Source organism: Pelagerythrobacter sp. Soil_C_18, assembly GCF_057657235.1.
Map to the genome: position 1 here is coordinate 304,042 of NZ_JBDGIU010000003.1, position 22,885 is coordinate 326,926.

The window sequence follows — 22,885 nt, forward strand, 5'->3', positions numbered from 1 at the left end:
GGCACGGGGAGGATCCGGTTCATCCCAGCCGGTCCAGCGCGGCCTTGAGGCGTTCCGCTTCCGCGGCATGGTGCGCGTGATCGGCGCGGGCTTTCTCGACCGCCTCCGGCTTCGCGCGCTCGACGAAGTTCGCGTTGGAGAGGCGGCCTGCGAGAGACCTGGCCTCTTTCTCCGACGCGGCGAGCGCCTTGGCGAGGCGGGCCTTTTCGGCTTCGACGTCGATCAGGCCTTCCAGCGGGATCACCAGGCTGTCGCTGCCGACGCCGACCTGCAGCGCGGCGCCACCCGGCGCGGCCCCGGCATGGACAGCGGACAGGCGCGCGACGCGGTCCAGCGCTGCCGTGCTGGTCGAGAGAACCTTGCCCGCGATCGCCGACGGCTGCGCGAGCCAGGCTTCCAGCTTCGCGCCGGGGGCGAGGCCGATCTCGTTCTTCGCCGCGCGCAGGTTGCGCGTCAGGTCGATCAGCCACTCGATCTCGGCCTTGGCTTGGGGGTCGATCTTCGCTGAGGGCTCGGGCCATTTCGCGAGGATCAGCTCGTACGGCCGCTCACCCTGCGCGTGCCACAGTTCCTCGGTGATGAACGGCATGAACGGGTGCAACATGACCAGGATCTGGTCGAGCGCCCAGCCGGCAACCGCCCGGGTCTCGTCGTCGATCTGGCCCTTGATCAGCTCGAGATACCAGTCGCAGAACGTGTCCCACACGAAGTGGTAGATCGCGTTCGCTGCCGCATCGAAGCGCAGGTCCGCCATGGCCTTGTCGAGCGCGGCGAGCATCTCGACCACTTCGCCGACGATCCACTTGTTGATCGCACTGGTCGCCTGTGGGGCGGCAATCGATCGTGAACCGCCGATTCCGTTCGCCTGGCAGAACCGCGTCGCGTTCCACAGCTTGGTGGCGAAGTTGCGGTATCCCTCGACCCGGCTCTCGTCCATCTTCACGTCGCGGCCCTGGCTTTCCATGGCCGCCATGAAGAAGCGCAGCGCGTCGGCGCCGTATTGGTCGATCAGGCCCAGCGGATCGACCACGTTGCCCTTGGACTTGGACATCTTCTGCCCGTCCGCCGCGCGCACCAGCCCGTGGAGATAGAGCCGCTTCCACGGCGCTTCCCCGATGAGGTGCATTCCCTGCATGGCCATGCGCGCATCCCAGAAGAAGAGAATGTCGAAGCCCGAGATCAGCAGGTCGTTGGGATAATGCTTGGCGAGGAGATCGGTCTGCTCCGGCCAGCCGAGCGTCGCGAAGGGCCAGAGGGCGGAGGAGAACCAGGTATCGAGGACATCCTCGTCACGGGTCAGCGCCTTGTTGCCGGCGAGGGCCTGAGCCTCTTCCTCGCTCTCGGCCACGTAGGCCTTGCCATCCTCGTCGTACCACGCGGGGATCCGGTGCCCCCACCAGAGCTGGCGCGAGACGCACCACGGCTGGATGTTCTCCATCCAGTTGAAGAACGTCTTTTCCCAGCTCTTGGGGACGATCTCGATCTTGCCCGAACGCACCGCCTCGATTGGGGCCTGCGCCAATTTCTCCGCGTCGACGTACCACTGGTCGGTCAGCCAAGGCTCGATCACCACGCCGCCGCGGTCCCCGAACGGGGTCGCGATCGTGCGCGGTTCGGCGTCGTGCGCCTCGCCGTCCTTGTCGACGTGCGGAATCAGGCGGCCGAGTTCCTTCATCCGCGCGACCACCAGTTCGCGGGCGCCGTCCACACCATCGCGGCGGAAGCGGTGGAGGCCGAGGAATTCCTCGGGCACCAGGCCGTCGGCGGTCTGGCAGACGTTGCCTTCGGCATCGAGCATGTTGAGCATCTCGCCCGCCGCGATCCCCGCGCGCTTGCCCACTTCGAAGTCGTTGAAATCGTGCCCCGGCGTGATCTTGACCGCGCCCGAGCCGAGCTCCGGATCGGCATGCTCGTCGGCGATCACCTTGAAACGTCGGCCGGTGATCGGCTGGACGATCTCCTTTCCGATCACGCTGGCGTAGCGCTCGTCGGACGGGTGAACCGCCACCGCCATGTCGGCCAGCATGGTCTCCGGCCGGGTGGTCGCGACCTCGATGTAGTCCTGGCCGTTGTCGAGCGTGACGCCGTCCGCCAGCGGGTATTTGAAGTGCCAGAAGTGACCCTTCACGTCCTGCGTCTCGACCTCCAGATCGCTGATCGCGGTCTTGAGCTTCGGGTCCCAGTTCACCAGTCGCTTGTCGCGGTAGATCAGGCCCTCGTTGTGGAGATCGACGAACACCTTGGTCACCGCGCGGGTGAATTCGGGGCTCATCGTGAACTGCTCGCGGCTCCAGTCCATCGAGCAGCCGAGGCGGCGGAGCTGGCGGGTGATCGTGCCGCCGCTTTCCTCCTTCCACTCCCACACTTTCGCGATGAAATCCTCGCGCGAGTAATTGGTGCGCTTGTCCTGCTGCTTCTCCAGCTCGCGCTCGACCACCATCTGCGTGGCGATGCCCGCGTGGTCGGTGCCGACCACCCACAGCGCGTCCTTGCCCCGCAGCCGCTCGTAGCGGACGACGATGTCCTGCAGCGTGTTGTCGAGCGCATGCCCGATGTGGAGACTGCCGGTCACGTTGGGCGGCGGGTTGACTATGGTGAAAGGTTGGGCGTCGGGCCGCTCGGGTCGGAACAGGCCGCCCTTTTCCCAATGCGCGTACCAGCGCGCCTCGATTTGGGCCGGGTCGAAAGTCTTGGAGAGTTCGGTGTTCATAGGTTCGCGGCCTTTGCCAGCGGGTGCGCTGCGGCGCAACACAGCTGATTTGTGCGCTTGTAGTGCACCCGGTTTGGCCGCATAGGTCGCCGAGATGAAGGATGGGGCGTTCTTCGAGGTCGAGGATGGCGGTGCCGGTGGCGCGCGGCTCATCCTTTCGGGGCCTTATCTGGTTTCCACGATCGGCGCAGTCGACGGCGACCTGCGATCGATCGAGGGCGATCTCGCCACTGTCGACCTTTCGAACGTCAGCGAGATCGATACCGTCGGCGCATGGGTGGCGAGCAGCCTCGCCAAACGGCATAATGCGGAGATCGTCGGCGCCAGCGAGCGCGCGCAGCGGCTGCTGAAGGCGGTCGAACCCGCGGGCGATGGCGCGGATATACGCCCGCCGCGCCTTCCGATGTGGGAACGCGTGCCCGGGCGTGTGGGCGAGCTGGTCCACGAATTTGGCCAGGGCGTGGTCGGCATGGTCGGGTTTCTCGGCCAGATCCTGCTCGCCGCGGGCAGCCTGATCCGCCACCCCTCGCGCTTCCGCGGCAAGGCGCTGGTGCATCAGCTCGAGCTGGTCGGCGTATCGTCGTTGCCGATCATTGGTCTGATGAGCTTCCTGATCGGTATCGTCATTGCGCAGCAGGGCGCGGTGCAGCTTGCGCAGTTCGGGGCGGAGACGCTCACCATCAATCTCGTGGGCCGCATCACCCTGCGCGAGCTCGGCGTGCTGATGACTGCGATCATGGTCGCGGGCCGTTCTGGCTCGGCCTTCGCCGCGCAGCTCGGCACGATGAAGCTGACCGAGGAAGTCGACGCGATGCGCACGATCGGCATCTCGCCGATGGAAGCGCTGGTGATCCCGCGCATCCTTGCCGCAGTGCTGATGATGCCGCTGCTCGGGTTCTTCGCCTCGTGCATGGCGATCATCGGAGGTGCGGTGATTGGCGATCTGATGCTGGGCATTCCGTTCCTGACATTCCTGACGCGTATTCAGGAAGTCGTGCCGATCTACGATCTCTATGTCGGGCTGGCCAAGGCACCTGTCTTCGGCCTGATCGTGGCGCTCACCGGCTGCTATCAGGGCTTGCAGGTGCAGGGCAATTCCGAGGAAGTCGGCCTCAAGACGACCAAGGCCGTCGTGCAGGCGATCTTCATGGTGATCGTGCTCGATGCGTTCTTCGCGGTGTTCTTCACCGAGATCGGCTGGAGCTGAGATGGCCGACGATCTCGATCACGAACTCGAGGAGCGCGGCCTGAGCCGCTACGAGCGATTCCGCGGTGATCACCCGATCGTGGTGGAAGGGCTCGTCAATCGCTTCGGTGATCAGACGGTGCATGAGGATCTTTCGCTGACTGTGAACCGGGGCGAGATCCTGGGTGTCGTGGGCGGGTCGGGCACGGGCAAGTCGGTGCTGATGCGCTCGATCATCGGCCTGCAAACCCCCGACGAGGGCGAGGTGGAGGTCTTCGGACGCTCGATGACCAACGCCGAGCCCGACGAGAACCTCGGCATTCGCAACCGCTGGGGAGTCCTGTTCCAAGGCGGCGCGCTGTTCTCCACGTTGACCGTGGGGGAGAACGTCGAGGTTCCGCTCAAGCAGTTCTACCCTGAGATCCAGCCCGACCTGATGCACGAGATCGCGCGTTACAAGGTCATGCTCTCGGGCCTTCCTGAAGATGCGGTGACCAAGTATCCGGCGGAGCTTTCGGGCGGGATGAAGAAGCGCGCGGGGCTGGCGCGGGCGCTCGCGCTCGATCCGGAGCTCCTGTTCCTCGACGAACCGACCGCGGGGCTCGATCCGATCGGCGCCGCGGCGTTCGACCGGTTGACGCGCGAGCTCAAGCAGACGCTCGGCCTCACGGTCTTCCTCATCACCCACGATCTCGATACGCTCTACGAGATTTGCGACCGCGTTGCGGTGCTGGCGGACAAGAAGGTGATCGCGGTTGGTACGATCCCCGAACTGCTCGAAACCGACCATCCGTGGATCGACGAATACTTCAACGGGCCGCGCGGGCGCGCGGCCCAGGCCAGCAAGCGCCGGGCCGAGAGCATGGACAAACGCGGGCAAAGCGGGGATTAGGGCAAGCGAATGGAAACGCGCGCAAATCACGTCTGGGTCGGAGCCATCACGCTGGTGCTGCTGGCCGGGCTTGCGCTGTTCTTCGTCTGGCTCGCCCGACTGGGGCAGGGGCAGCAGGACGAATACGACATCTTCTTCAAGCAGTCGGTCGCCGGCCTTGCCAACGGATCGCAGGTCTCCTTCGCCGGCGTGCCGGTGGGGCAGGTCAGCGAGATTTCGCTGTGGGAGACCGATCCGCAGTTCGTCCGCGTCCGGGTGAAGGTGAAGGAAGACGTGCCGATTCGCATCGGCACGACCGCGACGGTCCAGGGCTCCTTCACCGGCGTATCCACGATCCTGCTCGATGGCGCGCGCCGCGATGCGCCGCCGATCACTTGCGAGGAAGGGCCTGGCAACACCGCCTGCCCCGAAGGCGTGCCGGTGATCCCGACCAAGCCGGGCGGCCTCGGCGAACTGCTCGCCAACGCGCCGCTGCTGCTGGAGCGGCTCGCCACGCTGACCGAGCGGCTGACCATGCTGCTGTCGGACGAGAATCAGGGCGAGATCGCAGGCATTCTGCGCAACACCAACCAGATCACCGCCGACCTCGCGCAGACGGCGCCCGAAGTGCAGCGCACGCTGGCTGAACTCCAGGTGACCTTGCGCGAGTCGAGCGAGGCGCTGGATTCGTTCGAGAAGGTGATGGGATCGGCCGACCAGTTGCTCAACAAGGAAGGGCAAGGGCTGGCGGACCAGCTCCGCACGACGCTCAAGTCCGCCGACAGCGCCGCGCAGGCGCTCAGCACCACTTTGACGGAAGTGCAGCCGGCGGCGCGTCAACTCAACGAAAGCACGCTGCCCGCGGCCGAGGCGGCGATGCAGGACCTGCGCGCGACCAGCAAGGCGCTGCGCAGCGTGACCGAAAAGATCGAGACACAAGGCGCCGGTTCGCTGATCGGCGGGCAGAAGCTGCCCGATTACGAGCCATGACCGGCGCGAAGAGACAGGGGAACGCGATGCGCGCGACAGCCATCAGGATATTCCCGGCGCTGGCGGCACTAGCCGCGCTCGCCGGCTGCGTGAGCTTCGGTGCGGAACCGCCGGAGAGCCTGCTGACGCTGACGCCCACGGCGGAGGCGCCGGCCGGATCGAGCACGACGGGCAGTGCGGCGGGAGCGCTCGCGATCCTCGTGCCCGACGCGCCCGCACGGCTCGACGTCGTGCGCGTGCCGGTGCAGGTGGACGATGCCAACATCGCCTACCTCAAGGACGCGGTGTGGGTGGACAAGCCCGCGCGCCTGTTCCGCGGGCTGCTCGCCGAGACGATCCGCACCCGCAGCAACCGCGTGGTGATCGATTCCGACGATCCGGCACTCACGCCGAACACCCAGATCCGCGGCGTGCTGCGCGATTTCGGCTACGATGCGCGCACGTCCTCGGTCGTGGTGCGGTTCGATGCGATCCGCGAGGCGGAAGGCGATGCCATCGAGACCCGTCGTTTCGAAAGCGTGATCCCGGGCGTCGCAGCCGAAGCGGGACCGGTGGGCGAGGCACTCAACCGCGCGGCGAACGATGTTGCGGGGCAAGTCGCGGAATGGGTCGGGTGAGGGACTGCGACCGGATCTGATCCGCTCGCGCTAGACCAGGATCCTCGCGAAGCGGAACGCTTCCAGGAACTCCGCCCGCCGTTTGTCCCGCCGCGCCTCGGCTTCGGCATCGCGGCCCCACAGCTCGGCCTGCCATTCCTCTTCGAGATGGGCGGCCGACCAGAGCGCCTCGGCATCGGCGTTCGCCTCCAGCGCCTCCAGTGCGATGCACAGCGAGGCGCAGAGGGAGGCCATCGTCTGCAAGGTGGCGAGCGTGAAATCGTCGAGCGTGCCGAGCAGCGCGCGCAGGGCATCGAGGCTGGCTTGCGGCTGGGGGCGGTGGATCACTCCGCTCACGCGGTCGAGCCGGATACCCTCGCGCGCTTCCAGAGAGGTCACCAGCGGCTCCCAAATTTCATGCTGGCGGCGGAAGAGCGGCTCGTCGGGATCGGCGCGGTAGCAGAGCGTATCGGTCTCGGCGAAAGCCATCAGCTTGCTGATCGCCGCCGAGCGATCCGCGCGCACCACGTCGATCGCGTAGTCGGCCATGTCGCGCCGCGGGAACGTGTGCGGGTCGATCTCGTCGCCCTGCTGCGACCACTCTGCGGCAAGCGCTTCGGCGAGTTCGCGCGTCGGCACGATCTGCGGCGCGCCGAGGGCGGTCTTGATGGCGCGGCCGTCGAGCGTGACGCGCCATCCGCCCTCTACTTTCTCGACCGCAACCTCGCGGTAGAAGCGCTTCATTCCTTCGGGCTCCGCCAGCGCCGCGCGAGAACGGTGGGCATGACGAAGAAACCGACCAGCCCCGCGAGCAGCAGCACGTAACCGAGGACGTCGGGCAGCTCCAGCACGCGGCGTACCACGAGGATGCCGAGCAGGATCAGCGCGACGCCGGCAAAGCGCACCGCGACCATCGCGAAATAGCGGGATTGTGCAGGATCGTTCATGACAGCAGGTCTCCCAGCTCGACCGGAGTCGCGGCGACGTGCTCGGCGCCTGCCTCGCGCAGCTCGCTTTCCGTGTGATAGCCCCAGGCGACGCCGATCGCGCGCACGCCGGCGGCGCGGGCCATCTCCATGTCGAATGTCGTGTCGCCGATCATCACCGCATCGGCCGCTTCCGCACCTGCCTCGACCAGCGCCGCCTCGACCATGGCGGGGTGCGGTTTGGAGGGATGGCGGTCGGCGGTCTGGAGCGTGATGAAATGGTCGGAGAGGCCGTGGGCCGCGAGGCAGCTTGTGAGCCCTCGGTCGGACTTGCCGGTCGCGACGCCGAGCGTCCAGCCGCTCTCCGCCAAGCGCACGAGCACGTCGGCGATGCCGTCGAACAGCGGCTCCTCCAACGTCCCGTCGAGCCGGCAGGCACGGAACGCTTCCTTGTAGGCGTCGACCGCGTGACGGTGCAGCACCTCGTCCGCATCGGGCGCGAGCAGCCGGATCGCCTGCGGAAGGCTCAGCCCCACGATGCGGCGCACTTCGTGCCGGTCCGGGGCAGGCAGACCCGCGTTGGCGAAGGCCGTTTCCATCGAGTTGCAGATCGCCGCCTGTCCATCGACGAGGGTGCCGTCGCAGTCGAAGATCGCCAGCCGTACGGTCACTTGCGCTTGCCTCCGCCCTTGGGCTTCGGAGCGGCGCCGCGCGACCGGCGTTCGCCCCGGCGCCCCCGGCGATACTGCTTGGCATGGGCACGGGCCGCCTGCTTCTTCTCCGCGGGCGTGCGCTCGTTCGATTCCTCGCGCAGCGGCTCGGCATCGCTGAGCGCCGGATCGAAGCCGAGCTGCTCCATGCTTGCCGCGAAATGCTCGGGCAAGTCCGCCGTCACGTCGAGCTTGCCGCCCTCCGGCTGCTCGATGATCAGCCGCCGCGCGTGAAGATGCATCTTGCGGCTCACGCTGCCGGTCAGGAAGGCGTCCTGCCCGCCGTACTTGCCGTCGCCGAGAATCGGATGGCCGATCGCGGCCATATGAACGCGCAGCTGGTGCGTGCGCCCGGTCATCGGTTCCAGCTCGACCCACGCCGCCCGCTTCGCGACCTTGTCGACCACGCGGTAGCGCGTGACGGCGCGCTGGCCGTTCTCCTCGTCGACATGCATCTTCTCACCACCGGTGCCGGGCTGCTTCGCCAGGGGCGCGTCGATCGTGCCCTCGGGCACGTCGGGCACGCCGACGATCAGCGCCCAGTAGACCTTCTTCGCGCTGCGGCCCGAGAAGCGCCTGGAGTACGACGCGGCGCTCCCCGGGGTGCGCGCTACGAGCAGCACGCCGCTGGTGTCCTTGTCGAGCCGGTGTACGAGGCGCGGGCGCGGATCGTCTTCGCCCGGCGAGAAAGCATCGAGCAGCCCGTCGACGTGGCGGTGGGTCTTGGTGCCGCCCTGCGTCGCGAGGCCGGGCGGCTTGTTGAGCACGATTGCGGACGGCGTCTGCGCAATCACCATTGCCTGCGCTTCGGCGATCTCGTCGGCCGTCAACTCGGGTTTCGTCTGGGGCTTGCGGTGCGGAGCTTCACCGCCCGGAGGGACGCGCACGACCTGGCCGGCGGCGAGCCGATCCTCGGGCTTCGCGCGCGCGCCGTCGATGCGAATCTGGCCAGTGCGGGCCCACTTGGAAATCGTCGCGAAGCCGATCTGCGGCAGGTGGCGCTTGAACCACCGGTCGAGTCGCACCCCGTCGTCGTCGGGCTGGACGGTGAACTGGCGGACCGAGTCGCTCATCCTGCAATCCGCATGGCAATGAGACCGATGTAGAGCCCGGTGAGGCCCGCGAGCACCGAGATCAGCGTGTAGCTCACCGCCAGCCACGGCTGCCCGCGTTCGATCAGCAGCATGAGTTCGAGGCTGAAGGCGGAGAAGGTCGTGAAGCCGCCCAGCAGGCCGACGCCGATCAGGAGGCGCCATTGCTCGCCCCCCGCATCGCCATGCCGCGCCAGCCAGCCGGCGAGTAGGCCCATGGCGCAACTGCCGATCACGTTGACGGTCAGCGTGGCCCATGGAAAGGCGGTGACGGCCTGGGGCCCGAGCAGGTGGGTCATGAACCGGCCCCCCTGGTAACGCAGCAGCGCTCCCGCCCCGCCGCCGGCGAAGACGTAGAGCGATGCAGTGAAGGGTGAAATAGCGGACATCGCCGCCCCTTAGACCGCATTGGTTCGTTCGTCATCCCGCAGCGCGTTTGGGATGCCAGGCGGCGTGGCGGCTTGCCAATCGATGCGAGTTCGCTTATGCGCGCCTCGGTTCGAGCCGATCCGGAACGGATTCGGCACATTTTTCGTTGATCTCGAAAGGCGCGACTCGCGTTGGGCGGGTTTCGCGCTGTTGCTGTGAGGTATTTGAATTTATGCAGATCGTCGTTCGCGATAACAATGTCGACCAGGCCCTGCGCGCGCTCAAGAAGAAGCTGCAGCGCGAGGGTGTGTATCGCGAAATGAAGCTGCGTCGCCACTACGAGAAGCCGAGCGAGAAGCGCGCTCGCGAGAAGGCGGCAGCCGTTCGCCGCGCCCGTAAGCTCGAGCGTAAGCGGCTGGAACGCGACGGCGCGAAATAACGCGACTCGCTTGAAGACGTCACAGCGATAAGCCATCAGGGCGCGGGCCGATCCCCGCGCCCTTTTGCATTCAGGAACCCGACATGGCCGAAGTCACCCGCGTCCCTCTCCAGCCGATCGCGAAAGGCTCGCTCACCAAACTCTGGTTCGGCGTTGCCGCGGCGGTGCTGCTTGCGGCGGGAATCGCTTGGGCGACCGTGCCGCAAGGCGTGGACGTGGAGGAAGTGCGTGCGGGCACCGGCCCGACCGCGCAAGTCGGCGAGGTCGTGTTCGTGAAGTACACCGGCAAGCTGGCCGACGGCACCGTGTTCGACCAGTCGCAGTCTCTGCCGCTTCCCCCGGGGCTCCTGCCCGACGGCAATCCGTTCCCGATCGAGGAAGGCGCGACGATTCCGGGCTTCGAGCAAGGACTGCAGCAGATGCAGAAGGGCGGGAAGTACGTGCTCGAGATCCCGGCGGATCTCGCTTATGGCGACGCGCCGCCGCCCGGCTCGGGCATTCCCGCAGGCGCTGATCTGATCTTCGACATGGAAGTGACCGAGATCATGAGCCGCGAGGACTTCCAGCGCCGCGTGGCGATGGTCCAGCAGATGATGCAGATGCAGCAGCAACAGCAGATGTCCGAAGGCGCGCCGCAACCGGGGCAATGAGGCGCACTGCCGCCGCTTGAACGCCCGGGAGCGCGCTGCTAGCGCCGCTCGCGAACATCACCCTCCAGACGAAGGGCAATTCTCATGTCCGTCGACCAGACCACTGTGGCGAAGATCGCCTCGCTGGCCCGTATCAAGATGAGCGAGGACGAGCTCGCGCGCATGGCGCCCGAGCTTTCGCAGATCCTCGACTGGGTCGAGCAGCTTGGCGAGGTGGATACCTCGCAGGTCGAGCCGATGACCGCCGTCATCCCCAATACCCTGCGCCTGCGCGACGACGTGATCGACGCCGACCCGCTGACCGGCGGCGACCGGCGCGACGCGGTGCTGGCGAACGCGCCCGCGGCCGAGCACGGCTTCTTCGGTGTGCCCAAGGTGATCGAATAATGACCGAACTGACCGAACTCGGCGTCAAGGCGATCCGCGACGGGGTTGCCGCAGGCGACTTCACCGCGCGCGAAGTGGCCGAGGCGCACAACGCCGCCGTCGCCGCGGCGGGCGAGCTCAACGCCTTCATCGTCACCACGCCTGAGCACGCGCTGGCAGCGGCGGAGCAGGTCGACGCCGACCGCGCCGCGGGCAAACAGCTCGGCGCCATGGCCGGCGTGCCCATCGGGATGAAGGACCTGTTCGCCACTAGGGGCGTGCAGACCACCGCGGCGAGCCATATCCTCGAAGGCTTCACACCCGAGTACGAGAGCACCGTTTCGCAGAACCTGTGGAACGCGGGCGCGGGCATGCTGGGCAAGCTCAACCTCGACCAGTTCGCGATGGGCTCCTCCAACGAGACGAGCTATTTCGGCAACGTGATCAGCCCGTGGCGGCACAAGGACGGCGGTAACGCCGATCTCGCGCCGGGCGGATCGTCGGGCGGCTCCTCGGCGGTAGTGGCCGCGCGGATCGCGCCGGCGGCGACGGGCACCGACACGGGCGGCTCGATCCGCCAGCCGGCCGCCTTCACGGGCATCTGCGGAATCAAGCCGACCTACGGCCGTTGCAGCCGCTGGGGCGTCGTCGCCTTCGCCTCCAGTCTCGACCAGGCCGGACCGATGGCGCGCAGCGTCGAGGATTGCGCGGTCATGCTCGGAGCGATGGCCGGCTTCGATCCGAAGGATTCGACCTCTCTCGACCTGCCGGTGCCCGAGTGGGAAGCGAACCTCTCCGCCGATCTGCGCGGCAAGAAAGTCGGCATCCCGAAGGAATACCGGATGGAGGGCACCGACCCCGAGATCCTGGAAAGCTGGGAGCGCGGCAAGGAATGGCTGCGTGACGCGGGCGCCGAGGTGGTCGACATCAGTCTGCCGCACACGAAATATGCGCTGCCGGCCTACTACATCATCGCACCCGCCGAAGCCTCCAGTAACCTCGCGCGCTACGATGGGGTCCGTTACGGCCTGCGCGCGTTGCCGGACGGTGCCGGGCTGCAGGACATGTACGCAGCCACGCGCGCCGCGGGCTTCGGCGACGAGGTCAAGCGCCGCATCCTCATCGGCACCTACGTGCTCTCTGCGGGGTTCTACGATGCCTACTACAACCAGGCGCAGCGGGTCCGCACATTGATCGCGCGCGATTTCGAGAAGGCCTGGGCGCAGTGCGACGTGATCCTCGCGCCGACGACGCCGACCGCGGCCTTCGCGCTGGGCGACAAGATGGACGATCCGCTGGCGATGTACCTGAACGACGTCTTCGCCGTTCCCGCCAGCCTCGCCGGGCTGCCCGCGATGAGCGTGCCGGCCATGCTCAACGGCGACGGCCTGCCGCTCGGCCTCCAGCTCATCGGCAAGGCCTTCGACGAGCAGGGCGTGCTGAACGCCGGCCTCGCGATTCAGCAGCGTGCGGGCTTCGATGCGAAGCCGGAGAAGTGGTGGTGAGCGACGATCGCATCAACAACGAAGAGTTGGCGGCATTCGTTGCATCGACTCTGAACGCAATTGCAGTCGGAGTAGAAGGGGCATCCTCAAGAACACATAATTTCAGTATTCCGCAAAAGGTTGTTTTCGAAGTTGCTGTCAAAGCCACCAAGTCTTCCGAAGCTGGCGGTGGTTTCAAAATTCAAGTGTTTAATGCGGAAGGAAAGAGAGCCTCGGCCGATGAGGAGCTGAGTCGCATTTCATTCGAGGTTGGGGCATCGAAAAAGTCGGATGGAAAGCCCCTGGACCTTTCAAAGCTGGGATCGACATTGGCATGAGCACTTACCGCATCCAGGGCGCGACGGGCGAGTGGGAGGTCGTGATCGGCCTCGAGGTCCATGCGCAGGTCACCTCGAACGCCAAGCTGTTCTCGGGCGCCTCCACCGAGTTCGGGGCGGAGCCGAACACGCAGGTGAGCCTGATCGACGCGGCGATGCCGGGCATGCTCCCGGTGCCGAACCGCGAGTGCATCCGGCAGGCGGTGCGCACGGGCATGGCGATCGAGGCCGTGATCAACCGGTGGAGCCGGTTCGATCGCAAGAACTACTTCTACGCCGATCTGCCGCAGGGTTATCAGATCAGTCAGCTCTACCACCCGCTGGTGGGCGAGGGCTCGCTGACCATCGAGGCGGACGAGAAGGCTGGCATCCCGCAGGACAAGGTCATCGGCGTCGAGCGCATCCATGTCGAGCAGGACGCGGGCAAGCTGATGCACGATCAGCACCCGACGATGAGCTACGTCGACCTCAACCGCTGCGGCGTCGCGCTGATGGAGATCGTCTCGCGGCCCGACATGCGCTCGCCGGCCGAAGCGGGCGCCTATGTGCGCAAGCTGCGCACGATCCTGCGCTACGTCGGCTCGTGCGACGGCAATATGGAGGAAGGCTCGATGCGCGCCGACGTGAACGTGTCGGTCCGCCGTGCGGGCGAGGAGCTCGGCATTCGGACCGAGACGAAGAACGTCAACTCGGTGCGCTTCGTCATGCAGACGATCGAATACGAGGCGCGCCGCCAGGTCGACCTGATCGAGGATGGCGGCACCGTGGTGCAGGAAACCCGTCTGTTCGACCCGAACACCGGCACCACCCGCTCAATGCGGAGCAAGGAAGACGCGCACGACTATCGCTACTTCCCCGATCCCGACCTGCTGCCGCTCGAACTCGACGACACGTTCCTCGAGGAATGCCGCGCTTCGCTGCCGGAACTGCCAGATGCCAAGCGGCGGCGCTACACCGACGAGCTGGGCCTGACCGACTATAATGCGCGCGAACTGACGGCTGAAGTCGAGACTTTCGCGCGCTTCGAGACGCTGCTCGCGGCGACGGCGAAGGGCATCGGCAAGCCCGAGAAGGATGTCGCTACGCAGGTCGCCAACTGGTCGCTCTCGGTCGCGCCGGGTGTGATGAACGCGCTCGGCGACGAGGCGAATCCGGCGTACGCGACGGCAGAAGCACAGGCAGCGATCCTCGACATGCAGGCCAGGGGCGAGATCTCCGGCGGGCAGGCGAAGGAGATCTTCGAGATCGCCCTCAAGACCGGCCGCGAGCCGGCCGAGATCGCCGAGACCGAAGGTCTCAAGCAGCAGAGCGACACTGGCGCGATCGAGGCCGAGATCGACAAGGTCCTCGCCGCCAATGCCGACAAGGTCGAGGAATACCGCGGCGGGAAGGACAAGCTGTTTGGCTTCTTCGTCGGCCAGACGATGAAAGCCATGCAGGGCAAGGCTAACCCGGCGGTCGTGAACGAACTGCTGAAGGCCAAGCTGGGCTAGCTTCCACCGGCCACACAAGGGGAGAGCGTGATGACCAGGGTTACGGGCGTAGGAGGTTTCTTCTTCCGGGCACGTGACCCGGCCGCTCTCGCCGCCTGGTACGAGACGCACCTGGGGATCGACGACATCGCGAAGACCGTCTGGCGCCAGCAGGCGGGGCCGACGGTGTTCGCCCCGTTCGCCGCGGACACCCAGTACTTCGGGCGTTCCGAACAGCAGTGGCTGATCAACTTCCGCGTCGACGGTCTGGACGCTGCCATGGCGGATCTTAGAGCCGCCGGAATCGCCGTCGAGACGCGCGCGGAGTGGGATTCCGAAGTCGGCCGCTTCTGCCGCATCCACGATCCCGAAGGAAACCCGATCGAGTTGTGGGAACCCTCGCCAAACAATCGCTAGCGTCGGCGGTGGACGCTTGGCGGCTCAGGCGCGCAATATCTTCTCCATCGGACGGCCCTTCGCGAGCTCGTCGATCAGTTTATCGAGATAGCGGATCTCGCGCATCAGCGGCTCCTCGATCTCCTCCACCCGCACACCGCAAACCGTCCCGGTAATCAGCGAGCGCGCGGGGTTCATTTCGGGAGCCTGCGCGAAGAAATCCTCGAAGCTGGTCTTCTTCGCCAGCTCGTCTTCCAACGACGTTTGACTGTGTCCGGTCAGCCAGCGGATGATCTCGTCGACTTCGGCTTTCGTGCGCCCCTTCTTCTCCGCCTTGGCGATGTAGTGGGGATACACGCCCGCCACGCTCATCGAATATATGCGGTGCTTGGCCATGATGCCCTCCGGGAAGACCGAGTTTTGCCGGACCGGGTGCGAAAAGAAAAGGGCCGCCAGATCGCTCCGGCGGCCCTCGTTCTCTTCGCGAAGGGCGAGTGTCAGCCCTGGCGCTGGCCTGTCATCGGCATGGCACCGAAAGCGCCGGCGTTGACCGAGCCGGTGAGCTGGTCGCCGTCGACCGTGGCCGTGCCGTCCAGTGTCATCGGCATCGGGACGGTCATGTCCATCTTCCAGGTCAGCGTGTTGCCGTCGATCTTGCCGTCCTTCACCTCCATCGAGCCGAGCGTGCCGGCATTGCTGCCGGTGAAGGTCGTGCCGTCCTCGCTCGGGACCACGGTGAAGGTGCTCTTCTGCTCACCCATCGGGGTCTTGGTCACGCAGTCGTAAGTGCCGCCAACAGACATAGTCATCTCCTCGTTTGAAACGCGCATCAGCAATCGCGATTGCTTACACTGATGTCAACAAGCTCATTCGCCGGTTGAGGTTTCCGCCTCCCGCACTTCGATGGGCAAACCGATCGTTTCGAGCTGCGGCCGGACCACGTCGGCATCGCCGACCACCACGAAGACGAGATCGTTGCCTTCGAGCGTTTCGACTGCCGTGGTGTCGATTTCCGGCGCGGTGAGAGCCGAATAGCGCTCGCTCAGCGTCTCATAGTAGTCGTCCGGCCGGCCGTAGGTGACGATATTGACGATGCCCCCGAGCACGTCGCCCGAGGTTTCGAACTGACCCGGAAGCTCGCGCACGTTGCCGTTGATGAGGCGGGTCAGCTCCTGCTCGGTCACGCCCTTGCCGTCGTCGGTGTAGGCGGCGAGTTCCTTGCGCAGCTCGACGATCGAGTCGCCGGTGCGGTCCGCCTGGACCGGGGCGTAGATCATGAAGCTGGAGCGATCGAGCGGCTGCTGGACCATGCTGCGCACGCCGTAGGACCAGCCCTTGGTCTCGCGCAGGTTCATGTTGATGCGGCTGAGGAAGCTGCCGCCGAAGACCTCGTTGGCAGCGCCGAGCACGAGAAGATCGTCTGTCCCCTTCTGCTCCAGCACGTGCCCGGCGAGGATCACCGACTGCGGCGAATTCGGCCGGTCGATCAGGATGATGCGCGATTCCTGCGCAGGAACGGCGACTTCGAAGTTCTTTTCCGGCGCGGGCGTGGCGGGTGCTTGCCAGTTGCCGAAAGCGGCCTCGAGCAGGCGGGTAGCCTCCGCCAGTGTCGTGTCGCCGACCACGAAGATGCGCGCCAGATCAGGGCGCAACCAGGTGTCGTGGAAGGTGCGCAGTTCCTGCGCGGTCAGCGATGCGACGACGTCCGGGTTGCCGGTGCCCGACGGCGGAATGCCGTAGGGATGGGCATCGCCGAACAGGACCGGGGCAAGAGCGCGCTGCGCGATCGCACCAGGGCTGTTGAGCTCGTTCTGGATGCGCGTGAGCTGCTGCGCACGGACGCGCTCGAGCTCCTCGGGATCGAATGCCGGGTTGCGGATGTAGTCCGCCATCAGCTCGAGCGACGGCGCGAGGTTCGGCGCCATGGCGTCGAGACCGACCGCGGTCGTGTCCATGTCGGCATATGTGTAGAGGTTCGCGCCGAGCCGTTCCTTGGCGATCGCCAGCGCGTTGGAATCGAGGTTGGTAGTGCCTTCGTCCATCATGCTCAGCATCAGCGACTGGACGCCGAGCTTGTCCTTGGGATCGGCGGCGTAGCCGGCGTCGAAGTTCACCCGCACACTGACCGCCGGCACGGCGTCGCGCTGCGCGAAGTATACTTCCATCCCGTTAGAGAGCGTCGCGCGCTGGATGTCGGGGAAGTCGAGCGGCTTCAATTCGCCTACTTCGGGCAGGGTCGAGCGGTCGACTTCCGCCGCGGCGGTGCCGGCCTGCATCGAAAGCGGGCTGGAATAGAACGCCGGGCCGGCCAGGCCGCTGTCGCCCGCGCCGGTGAAGTACCCGCCGCGGTTCTCGCCGCCTTCCTTGCGCTCGCCGGGTTCGACCGTGAGCTCGAAGACCGGGCGCGAGAGCCATTTGGCGGTGACGTCGCGAACGCGCTCGGGTGTCATCGCGGCAGCGGTTTCGAGCACTTCCTTGTACTCGGCCGGATTGCCCGAGTAGAGCAGTCCTTCGGCAAGTGTAGGCGCCTTGCCGGAGAAGCCGCCCACCTGCTCCAGGCCTCGGATCTGCCCCGCGGCATATGTCGTAACCGCGCGCTGCAATTCGTCTGCGGTCGGACCTTCGGCGATGAACTCGGCGATCTCGGCGTCGAGCGCGGCGGCGAGCTGTTCCTGGCTCACGCCGGGCTTGGCATCTGCATAGACGACGAACTGGCCGGCCTGGGCGAAGATCTGTGCGCTCGCGACGACGCGCACCGCAAGCTGCTGCTCGCGCACGAGCGCGTTGTCGAGCCGCGAGCTGGCGAGGCCACCGAGGACGGTCGCGCCCATCGAAAGCGGCAGGTATTCGGGGTTGTCGAGCCCGGGCACTGCCCACATGCGATAGAGGCGCGGGCTGGCGATGCGGTCGTAAATCGTCTTCGACAGCGGCTCAGGCAGTGTCGGCACAGGCGCGGCAACCGGCTCGATCTCAGGCCCGGCGGGAATCGCGCCGAACCACTTGGTCACCTTCTCGCGCGCGGTCGCGGTGTCGATGTCGCCCGCGAGGACGAGCACGGCGTTGTTCGGGCCGTAGTGGTCGCGGAACCACTTCTGCACGTCCTCCATCGTGGCGCCCGAAAGATCGGCCATCGAGCCGATCGTGGAATGGTGATAAGGGTGGCCCGAGGGATAGAGGTTTTCGAGCTGTTCGTACTCGACGAGACCGTAGGGCTGGTTGTCGCCCTGGCGCTTCTCGTTCTGGACGACGCCGATCTGATTATCGAGCTTCTCCTGCGTCACCGCGCCGAGCAGATGACCCATGCGGTCGCTTTCGAGCATCAGCGCGAGATCGAGCGCCCCGGTTGGCACGGTCTCGAAGTAGTTCGTGCGGTCGAACCAGGTCGTGCCGTTGAAGTCGGTTGCGCCGACCTGCTGGAGCGGCTCGAAGAAGTCGCCCGGCGAGTTCTCGCTGCCGTTGAACATCAGGTGCTCGAACAGGTGGGCGAAGCCGGTCTTGCCCTTCGGCTCGTGCTTCGAGCCGATCTCGTACCACACCGAAACGCCGACCACCGGCGCCTTGCGGTCCTCGTGCACCAGCACGGTCAGCCCGTTGTCGAGCTGGAACTGCTCGTAGGGAATCGAGACGCTTTCGATCAGTTCGGACACGGGTGCTGGCTCGCCCGTTGCGGCGGCCGCCGCCTGGGCAGCAGGATCTGCGGCATTCTGGGCCTGGGCCCCGATCGAGATGGCAAGCGACAGCGCGGCAAGGCTGACCGCAGCGAGTTTCAAACGCATGATTTCCCCCGGAGACTGATTCGTTCCTGGGGGCGCACACTAGGCAGGGAAGAGCGATTCGACACGATTTTTCGGCGAACGGCATGGCCGGAAGCCACGCGCACCGCAGAGGCACGCGATTCGCTCGGGATAAGTGATCGTCGCCCCTTCCGGTAAGCGGGGTCGGATCGCTAGGCGCATGGGCCGTGAAACCGCAGATCACCATCGGCCATGACGCGGGCGGCGCGCCCGTCACCTTCGACATCGAGGAACTGCTCGCGACGCGCCTGCTCGTGCAGGGCAACTCGGGCAGCGGCAAGTCGCACCTGCTGCGCCGCCTGCTCGAGGAAAGCGCGCAAATGGTGCAGCAGGTCGTGATCGACCCGGAGGGCGATTTCGTCACGCTCGCCGAGCTGTTCGGCCACGTCGTCATCGACGGTGCGGCCTACTCGCCGGCCGAGATCGAAACGCTCGCCCGCCGAATCCGCGCGCATCGCGCCTCGGTCGTGCTCGCGCTCGAAGGGCTGGAAGTCGAGCAGCAGATCCGCTGCGCAGCACAGTTCATCACCGCCCTGTTCGACGCCCCGCGCGAGCACTGGTATCCGGCGCTGGTGGTGGTCGACGAGGCGCAGATGTTCGCCCCCGCCGTCGCCGGGGAGATCGCGGAGGACACGCGGCGGATGACGCTCTCGGCCATGACCAACCTCATGTGCCGCGGGCGGAAGCGCGGGCTCGCGGGGATCGTTGCGACACAGCGCTTGGCCAAGCTGGCCAAGAACGTGGCCGCGGAAGCCTCCAACTTCCTGATGGGGCGGACTTTCCTCGACATCGACATGGTGCGCGCCGCGGACCTGCTCGGGATGGAGCGCCGCCAGGCCGAGCGTATCCGCGAGCTGGAGCGCGGGCATTTCCTCGCCCTCGGCCCGGCGATCACGCGGCGGCCGGTGGCGGTGAAGATCGGCCCGGTGAAGTCGGGCGGTGTCGCGCGCAAGGACGGGCTCATGCCCTTGCCCAGCGCCGCGCCTGACGAGATGGAAGCGCTGTTGCTGGACGAGCTCGCGGGCGAAGCGGCCAAGGCCGCGCCACCACCGCCCCCTCCGCCCGCGCCGAAGCCAGAGCAGCTCGAAGCCAGCATCGCGCGGCAGGAGGCCGACCGTGTGCCGGTCGCCGAGGCACCGGATACCGCTGGCGGTGCCGGCGAACAGATCCAGGCGGTAATCGCCGAGATGGCGCGCGACGAGGGCAGCGCCTTCCAGTCCGCTTCCGCGCTCTATCAGGGGTTCCTCGTCCGCTGCCGCCAGCAGCGGCTCGTCGGCCCGCTTCCGGACATGGTCGCCTTCCGCCGCCGTTTCGCCATCGCCAGCGCGCGGCTGGAGCGGCTGGACGAGCCGGCGCGGGCGCGCATCCTGCAGCTTGGCGAGGCCGTGCCCGACGACGTGCTGGCCCCCTACCTCGCGGTTGCCGCGGCCGCGGCGGAAGGCCTGTCGGCGCCCGACGACGAGGAACTGGCGCGGGTCTACGGCTCGAACTCACCCGGCCGCATCCGCCGCCTGCTCGAGCATATGGAACGGCTCGGTCTGATCGTCGTGCGGCAGGACTTCGGCGGGGGACGGACGGTGTTGGTTCCGGGCATCGAGGCGGGGGCGCCGAGTGACTCCTGAATCCGGAAGCGCACATTTCACTTGCCAATAATAACCATATTGGTTATCTAATGTTATCTTCTGCCCTTGTTGCAGGTTGAAGCGTGCATATCGTTGCACATCGATCGGCTGTCCGCTGGCCGTAGAAATTTTCACCTTCTCCTTCGCGCGAGGGGGAGAAGGTCCTATATCCCCCTAACACACCGGGAAATTTCCCTACGGCGTGTTCTTGTGTTGCAGATTAGCAACATCATATCGAGCCGGTAACCAGCATGAGGGATCACCGATGAATCTCGAAAAGTTCACCGACCGGGCGAAGGGTTTCCTGCAGAGCGCGCAGACCGTCGCCATCCGCATGAGCCATCAACGGATCACGCCACTGCACCTCCTGAAAGCGCTGCTCGAGGATAGCGAAGGCATGGCGGCGGGCCTGATCCAGCGCTCCGGCGGCGACATCGGTCGCGCGGTGGACCGGGTCGATGCCGAGCTTGCGAAGATTCCTGCGGTTTCGGGCGGCGGCGCGCAGCAGACGCCCGGGCTCGACAACGATGCCGTGCGGGTGCTCGACCAGGCCGAGCAGATCGCAAGCAAGGCGGGCGACAGCTTCGTCACCGTCGAGCGGCTGCTGGTTGCCCTGGCGCTCGCGCCGACCACGGCCGCCGGGCAGGCGCTGAAGGAAGCGGGCATCGACGCGCAGAAGCTCAACACCGCGATCAACGAACTGCGCAAGGGCCGCACCGCCGATACTGCCGGGGCCGAGCAAGCCTACGATGCAATGAAGCGCTATGCGCGCGATCTCACCCAGGCGGCGCGCGACGGGAAACTGGACCCGGTTATCGGCCGCGACGAAGAGATCCGCCGGACCGTGCAGATCCTCGCCCGCCGGACCAAGAACAACCCTGCGCTGATAGGCGAGCCAGGCACCGGCAAGACCGCCATTGCCGAGGGGCTCGCGCTACGCATCGCTAATGGCGACGTGCCCGACAGCCTCAAGGGCCGCACGCTGATGGCGCTCGACATGGGCGCGCTCATTGCCGGCGCGAAGTATCGCGGCGAGTTCGAGGAGCGGCTCAAGGCCGTGCTCGACGAAGTAAAGGGTGCGGGTGGGCAGATCATCCTGTTCATCGACGAGATGCACACGCTGATCGGGGCGGGCGCTTCCGAAGGTTCGATGGACGCCTCCAACCTGCTCAAGCCCGCGCTAAGCCGCGGCGAACTGCATTGCATCGGTGCGACTACGCTCGACGAGTATCAGAAGTACGTCGAGAAGGATCCGGCGCTGCAGCGGCGTTTCCAGCCGGTCTATATCGCCGAGCCGACGGTGGAGGACACGATCTCGATCCTGCGCGGGATCAAGGACAAGTACGAGCTGCACCACGGCGTGCGCATCACCGACGGCGCGATCGTGGCCGCGGCGCAGCTTTCCAACCGCTACATCCAGAACCGCTTCCTGCCCGACAAGGCGATCGACCTGATGGACGAGGCCGCGAGCCGCATCCGCATGGAGGTCGAGTCCAAGCCCGAGGAAATCGAGTCCCTCGACCGGCGGATCATCCAGCTCAAGATCGAGGAGCAGGCGCTCGGCAAGGAGAACGACCAGGCATCGAAGGACCGGCTGGAGGCGCTGCGCGGAGAGCTGGCCAACCTCGAACAGCAGTCGAGCGAGCTGACCACGCGCTGGCAGAACGAGCGCGACAAGATCCACGCCGAGAGCCGGCTCAAGGAAGAGCTCGACCAGGCGCGGATCGAGCTCGACCAGGCGCAGCGCGCGGGCGATCTCGCGAAGGCCGGCGAGCTCTCCTACGGGCGCATTCCCGAGCTTGAGAAGCAGCTCGCCGAAGCCCAGGGGCAGGCCGAAAACGCCCTGCTGCGCGAGGAAGTGACCGAGGAGGATATCGCCTCGATCGTCAGCCGCTGGACCGGCGTGCCGATCGACAAGATGATGGAAGGCGAGCGCGAGAAGCTGCTCCAGATGGAATCGATCCTCGGCAAGCGGGTGATCGGGCAGTCGCAGGCGGTGCAGGCGGTTTCCAAGGCCGTGCGCCGCGCGCGGGCCGGCTTGCAGGACCCCAACCGGCCGCTGGGCAGCTTCCTGTTCCTCGGGCCGACCGGCGTTGGCAAGACCGAGCTGACCAAGGCGCTCGCCGGCTTCCTGTTCGACGACGACAACGCCATGGTTCGCATCGACATGAGCGAATTCATGGAGAAGCACGCGGTGGCCCGGCTGATCGGCGCACCTCCGGGCTATGTCGGCTACGAAGAAGGCGGCGTGCTCACGGAGGCGGTTCGCCGCCGGCCTTATCAGGTCGTGCTGTTCGACGAAGTAGAGAAGGCGCATAGCGACGTGTTCAACGTGCTCCTCCAGGTGCTCGATGACGGGCGCTTGACCGATGGGCAGGGCAGGGTCGTCGACTTTTCGAACACGCTGATCATCCTTACCAGCAACCTCGGCAGCCAGTTCCTCACCCAGATCGAGGACGGGCAGGGTGTCGAAAGCGTCGAGCCGCAGGTGATGGACGTCGTGCGCGGGCACTTCCGCCCCGAGTTCCTCAACCGGCTCGACGAGATCATCCTGTTCCACCGCCTCGCGGCCGAACACATGGCGCCGATCGTCGATATCCAGGTGTCGCGGGTGCAGAAGCTGCTGAAGGACCGCAAGATCGAACTAGACCTGACCGACGCCGCCCGCCGCTGGCTCGGCCGCGTGGGCTACGATCCGGTTTACGGCGCAAGGCCCCTAAAGCGCGCGGTCCAGCGCTACCTGCAGGATCCGCTGGCGGAGAAGCTGCTCGCCGGCGAAGTGCCGGACGGCAGCACGGTGAAGGTGGACGAGGGGGATGGGGAGTTGGAGATGGTGGTGGGGTGACTCGCGGTCGGGTGTTTCATCCCCCCCGTC

General features: G+C 66.4%; 22 protein-coding genes. 13 read left to right on the forward strand and 9 right to left on the reverse strand.

Going from position 1 to position 22,885, the window contains the following annotated elements; translation table 11 throughout:
- Positions 1-19 precede the first annotated feature (19 nt).
- On the reverse strand, positions 20-2,710 hold the full coding sequence (locus tag AC3A5N_RS09525) for a valine--tRNA ligase (RefSeq protein WP_487737077.1): 2,691 nt from the start codon (positions 2,708-2,710) through the stop codon (positions 20-22).
- A gap of 94 nt (positions 2,711-2,804) precedes the next feature.
- Here AC3A5N_RS09525 and AC3A5N_RS09530 point away from each other — a divergent pair, with 94 nt between their 5' ends.
- The 4 genes from AC3A5N_RS09530 to AC3A5N_RS09545 are packed head-to-tail and all read left to right on the forward strand — an operon-like array spanning position 2,805 to position 6,374.
- Positions 2,805-3,917, forward strand: a complete 1,113-nt coding sequence (locus AC3A5N_RS09530) for an ABC transporter permease (RefSeq protein ID WP_487737078.1) — start codon at positions 2,805-2,807, stop codon at positions 3,915-3,917.
- Between the two features lies 1 nt (position 3,918).
- Positions 3,919-4,788, forward strand: coding sequence for an ABC transporter ATP-binding protein (locus tag AC3A5N_RS09535; protein ID WP_487737079.1), 870 nt, complete (start codon positions 3,919-3,921; stop codon positions 4,786-4,788).
- Between the two features lie 9 nt (positions 4,789-4,797).
- Positions 4,798-5,757: an MlaD family protein gene (locus AC3A5N_RS09540; protein WP_487737080.1), complete on the forward strand. Its 960-nt coding sequence runs from the start codon at positions 4,798-4,800 to the stop codon at positions 5,755-5,757.
- A gap of 26 nt (positions 5,758-5,783) precedes the next feature.
- Entirely contained in the window at positions 5,784-6,374 is a 591-nt protein-coding gene (locus AC3A5N_RS09545) for an ABC-type transport auxiliary lipoprotein family protein (protein ID WP_487737081.1), read from the forward strand.
- 30 nt (positions 6,375-6,404) lie between these two features.
- Here the strand turns inward: AC3A5N_RS09545 and AC3A5N_RS09550 are convergent, their stop codons facing one another.
- From AC3A5N_RS09550 to crcB, 5 genes are read right to left on the reverse strand one after another with little or no spacing between them, the layout of a single operon-like run.
- Positions 6,405-7,097, reverse strand: coding sequence for an ATP12 family chaperone protein (locus AC3A5N_RS09550; RefSeq protein ID WP_487737082.1), 693 nt, complete (start codon positions 7,095-7,097; stop codon positions 6,405-6,407).
- A complete protein-coding gene (locus AC3A5N_RS09555; RefSeq protein ID WP_487737083.1) occupies positions 7,094-7,300 on the reverse strand; it encodes a hypothetical protein in 207 nt (68 codons plus the stop codon). The genes AC3A5N_RS09550 and AC3A5N_RS09555 overlap by 4 nt, the downstream gene beginning before the upstream one ends.
- Positions 7,297-7,950, reverse strand: a complete 654-nt coding sequence (locus tag AC3A5N_RS09560; RefSeq protein ID WP_487737084.1) for an HAD-IA family hydrolase — start codon at positions 7,948-7,950, stop codon at positions 7,297-7,299. The genes AC3A5N_RS09555 and AC3A5N_RS09560 overlap by 4 nt, the downstream gene beginning before the upstream one ends.
- Positions 7,947-9,062, reverse strand: a complete 1,116-nt coding sequence (locus AC3A5N_RS09565) for an RluA family pseudouridine synthase (protein ID WP_487737085.1) — start codon at positions 9,060-9,062, stop codon at positions 7,947-7,949. The genes AC3A5N_RS09560 and AC3A5N_RS09565 overlap by 4 nt, the downstream gene beginning before the upstream one ends.
- Complete coding sequence (crcB, locus tag AC3A5N_RS09570; RefSeq protein WP_487737086.1) at positions 9,059-9,469, reverse strand: fluoride efflux transporter CrcB; 411 nt, start codon at positions 9,467-9,469, stop codon at positions 9,059-9,061. The genes AC3A5N_RS09565 and crcB overlap by 4 nt, the downstream gene beginning before the upstream one ends.
- A gap of 212 nt (positions 9,470-9,681) precedes the next feature.
- On the opposite strand from crcB, the gene rpsU reads away from it, so the two are divergent.
- The 7 genes from rpsU to AC3A5N_RS09605 all read left to right on the forward strand — a co-directional run bounded on the left by rpsU (position 9,682) and on the right by AC3A5N_RS09605 (position 14,615).
- Positions 9,682-9,888, forward strand: a complete 207-nt coding sequence (rpsU, locus tag AC3A5N_RS09575) for a 30S ribosomal protein S21 (RefSeq protein ID WP_119513172.1) — start codon at positions 9,682-9,684, stop codon at positions 9,886-9,888.
- 83 nt (positions 9,889-9,971) lie between these two features.
- Positions 9,972-10,538 (forward strand): FKBP-type peptidyl-prolyl cis-trans isomerase, encoded by a 567-nt coding sequence (locus AC3A5N_RS09580; RefSeq protein WP_487737087.1) that lies wholly within the window; start codon positions 9,972-9,974, stop codon positions 10,536-10,538.
- A gap of 84 nt (positions 10,539-10,622) precedes the next feature.
- Positions 10,623-10,925 (forward strand): Asp-tRNA(Asn)/Glu-tRNA(Gln) amidotransferase subunit GatC, encoded by a 303-nt coding sequence (gene gatC / locus AC3A5N_RS09585; RefSeq protein WP_119513176.1) that lies wholly within the window; start codon positions 10,623-10,625, stop codon positions 10,923-10,925.
- A complete protein-coding gene (gatA, locus tag AC3A5N_RS09590; RefSeq protein WP_487737088.1) occupies positions 10,925-12,409 on the forward strand; it encodes an Asp-tRNA(Asn)/Glu-tRNA(Gln) amidotransferase subunit GatA in 1,485 nt (494 codons plus the stop codon). The genes gatC and gatA overlap by 1 nt, the downstream gene beginning before the upstream one ends.
- Positions 12,406-12,726, forward strand: coding sequence for a trypco2 family protein (locus AC3A5N_RS09595; RefSeq protein WP_487737089.1), 321 nt, complete (start codon positions 12,406-12,408; stop codon positions 12,724-12,726). Before gatA ends, AC3A5N_RS09595 begins: the two co-directional genes overlap by 4 nt.
- Positions 12,723-14,219, forward strand: coding sequence for an Asp-tRNA(Asn)/Glu-tRNA(Gln) amidotransferase subunit GatB (gatB, locus tag AC3A5N_RS09600; protein ID WP_487737090.1), 1,497 nt, complete (start codon positions 12,723-12,725; stop codon positions 14,217-14,219). Before AC3A5N_RS09595 ends, gatB begins: the two co-directional genes overlap by 4 nt.
- 30 nt (positions 14,220-14,249) lie before the next feature.
- Positions 14,250-14,615: a VOC family protein gene (locus AC3A5N_RS09605; RefSeq protein WP_487737091.1), complete on the forward strand. Its 366-nt coding sequence runs from the start codon at positions 14,250-14,252 to the stop codon at positions 14,613-14,615.
- A 24-nt stretch (positions 14,616-14,639) separates the two neighbouring features.
- Here AC3A5N_RS09605 and AC3A5N_RS09610 read toward each other — a convergent pair whose 3' ends face one another.
- The 3 genes from AC3A5N_RS09610 to AC3A5N_RS09620 all read right to left on the reverse strand — a co-directional run bounded on the left by AC3A5N_RS09610 (position 14,640) and on the right by AC3A5N_RS09620 (position 18,370).
- A complete protein-coding gene (locus tag AC3A5N_RS09610) occupies positions 14,640-14,990 on the reverse strand; it encodes a DUF2200 domain-containing protein (protein ID WP_487737092.1) in 351 nt (116 codons plus the stop codon).
- Between the two features lie 101 nt (positions 14,991-15,091).
- Complete coding sequence (locus AC3A5N_RS09615; RefSeq protein WP_487737208.1) at positions 15,092-15,397, reverse strand: hypothetical protein; 306 nt, start codon at positions 15,395-15,397, stop codon at positions 15,092-15,094.
- A 63-nt stretch (positions 15,398-15,460) separates the two neighbouring features.
- Positions 15,461-18,370 carry a M16 family metallopeptidase gene (locus tag AC3A5N_RS09620; protein ID WP_487737093.1) on the reverse strand — a complete coding sequence of 970 codons (2,910 nt, stop codon included), beginning with the start codon at positions 18,368-18,370 and terminating at the stop codon, positions 15,461-15,463.
- A gap of 185 nt (positions 18,371-18,555) precedes the next feature.
- Between AC3A5N_RS09620 and AC3A5N_RS09625 the strand changes: the two genes are divergently transcribed.
- Both AC3A5N_RS09625 and clpB read left to right on the forward strand, forming a co-directional pair.
- Positions 18,556-20,010, forward strand: coding sequence for a helicase HerA domain-containing protein (locus AC3A5N_RS09625; protein WP_487737094.1), 1,455 nt, complete (start codon positions 18,556-18,558; stop codon positions 20,008-20,010).
- A 265-nt stretch (positions 20,011-20,275) separates the two neighbouring features.
- On the forward strand, positions 20,276-22,855 hold the full coding sequence (gene clpB / locus AC3A5N_RS09630; protein WP_487737095.1) for an ATP-dependent chaperone ClpB: 2,580 nt from the start codon (positions 20,276-20,278) through the stop codon (positions 22,853-22,855).
- Positions 22,856-22,885 lie beyond the last annotated feature (30 nt).

Excerpts from the sequence above, each read along its gene's own strand:
- AC3A5N_RS09525 (WP_487737077.1), bottom strand. The coding sequence starts at position 2,710 with ATGAACACCGAACTCTCCAAGACTTTCGACCCGGCCCAAATCGAGGCG.
- AC3A5N_RS09535 (WP_487737079.1), top strand. The coding sequence starts at position 3,919 with ATGGCCGACGATCTCGATCACGAACTCGAGGAGCGCGGCCTGAGCCGC.
- crcB (WP_487737086.1), bottom strand. The coding sequence starts at position 9,469 with ATGTCCGCTATTTCACCCTTCACTGCATCGCTCTACGTCTTCGCCGGC.
- AC3A5N_RS09545 (WP_487737081.1), top strand. The coding sequence starts at position 5,784 with ATGCGCGCGACAGCCATCAGGATATTCCCGGCGCTGGCGGCACTAGCC.
- AC3A5N_RS09555 (WP_487737083.1), bottom strand. The coding sequence starts at position 7,300 with ATGAACGATCCTGCACAATCCCGCTATTTCGCGATGGTCGCGGTGCGC.
- AC3A5N_RS09550 (WP_487737082.1), bottom strand. The coding sequence starts at position 7,097 with ATGAAGCGCTTCTACCGCGAGGTTGCGGTCGAGAAAGTAGAGGGCGGA.
- gatC (WP_119513176.1), top strand. The coding sequence starts at position 10,623 with ATGTCCGTCGACCAGACCACTGTGGCGAAGATCGCCTCGCTGGCCCGT.
- AC3A5N_RS09620 (WP_487737093.1), bottom strand. The coding sequence starts at position 18,370 with ATGCGTTTGAAACTCGCTGCGGTCAGCCTTGCCGCGCTGTCGCTTGCC.
- AC3A5N_RS09605 (WP_487737091.1), top strand. The coding sequence starts at position 14,250 with ATGACCAGGGTTACGGGCGTAGGAGGTTTCTTCTTCCGGGCACGTGAC.
- gatB (WP_487737090.1), top strand. The coding sequence starts at position 12,723 with ATGAGCACTTACCGCATCCAGGGCGCGACGGGCGAGTGGGAGGTCGTG.
- AC3A5N_RS09580 (WP_487737087.1), top strand. The coding sequence starts at position 9,972 with ATGGCCGAAGTCACCCGCGTCCCTCTCCAGCCGATCGCGAAAGGCTCG.
- AC3A5N_RS09530 (WP_487737078.1), top strand. The coding sequence starts at position 2,805 with ATGAAGGATGGGGCGTTCTTCGAGGTCGAGGATGGCGGTGCCGGTGGC.
- AC3A5N_RS09540 (WP_487737080.1), top strand. The coding sequence starts at position 4,798 with ATGGAAACGCGCGCAAATCACGTCTGGGTCGGAGCCATCACGCTGGTG.
- AC3A5N_RS09615 (WP_487737208.1), bottom strand. The coding sequence starts at position 15,397 with ATGTCTGTTGGCGGCACTTACGACTGCGTGACCAAGACCCCGATGGGT.
- clpB (WP_487737095.1), top strand. The coding sequence starts at position 20,276 with ATGAATCTCGAAAAGTTCACCGACCGGGCGAAGGGTTTCCTGCAGAGC.
- gatA (WP_487737088.1), top strand. The coding sequence starts at position 10,925 with ATGACCGAACTGACCGAACTCGGCGTCAAGGCGATCCGCGACGGGGTT.
- AC3A5N_RS09565 (WP_487737085.1), bottom strand. The coding sequence starts at position 9,062 with ATGAGCGACTCGGTCCGCCAGTTCACCGTCCAGCCCGACGACGACGGG.
- AC3A5N_RS09610 (WP_487737092.1), bottom strand. The coding sequence starts at position 14,990 with ATGGCCAAGCACCGCATATATTCGATGAGCGTGGCGGGCGTGTATCCC.
- rpsU (WP_119513172.1), top strand. The coding sequence starts at position 9,682 with ATGCAGATCGTCGTTCGCGATAACAATGTCGACCAGGCCCTGCGCGCG.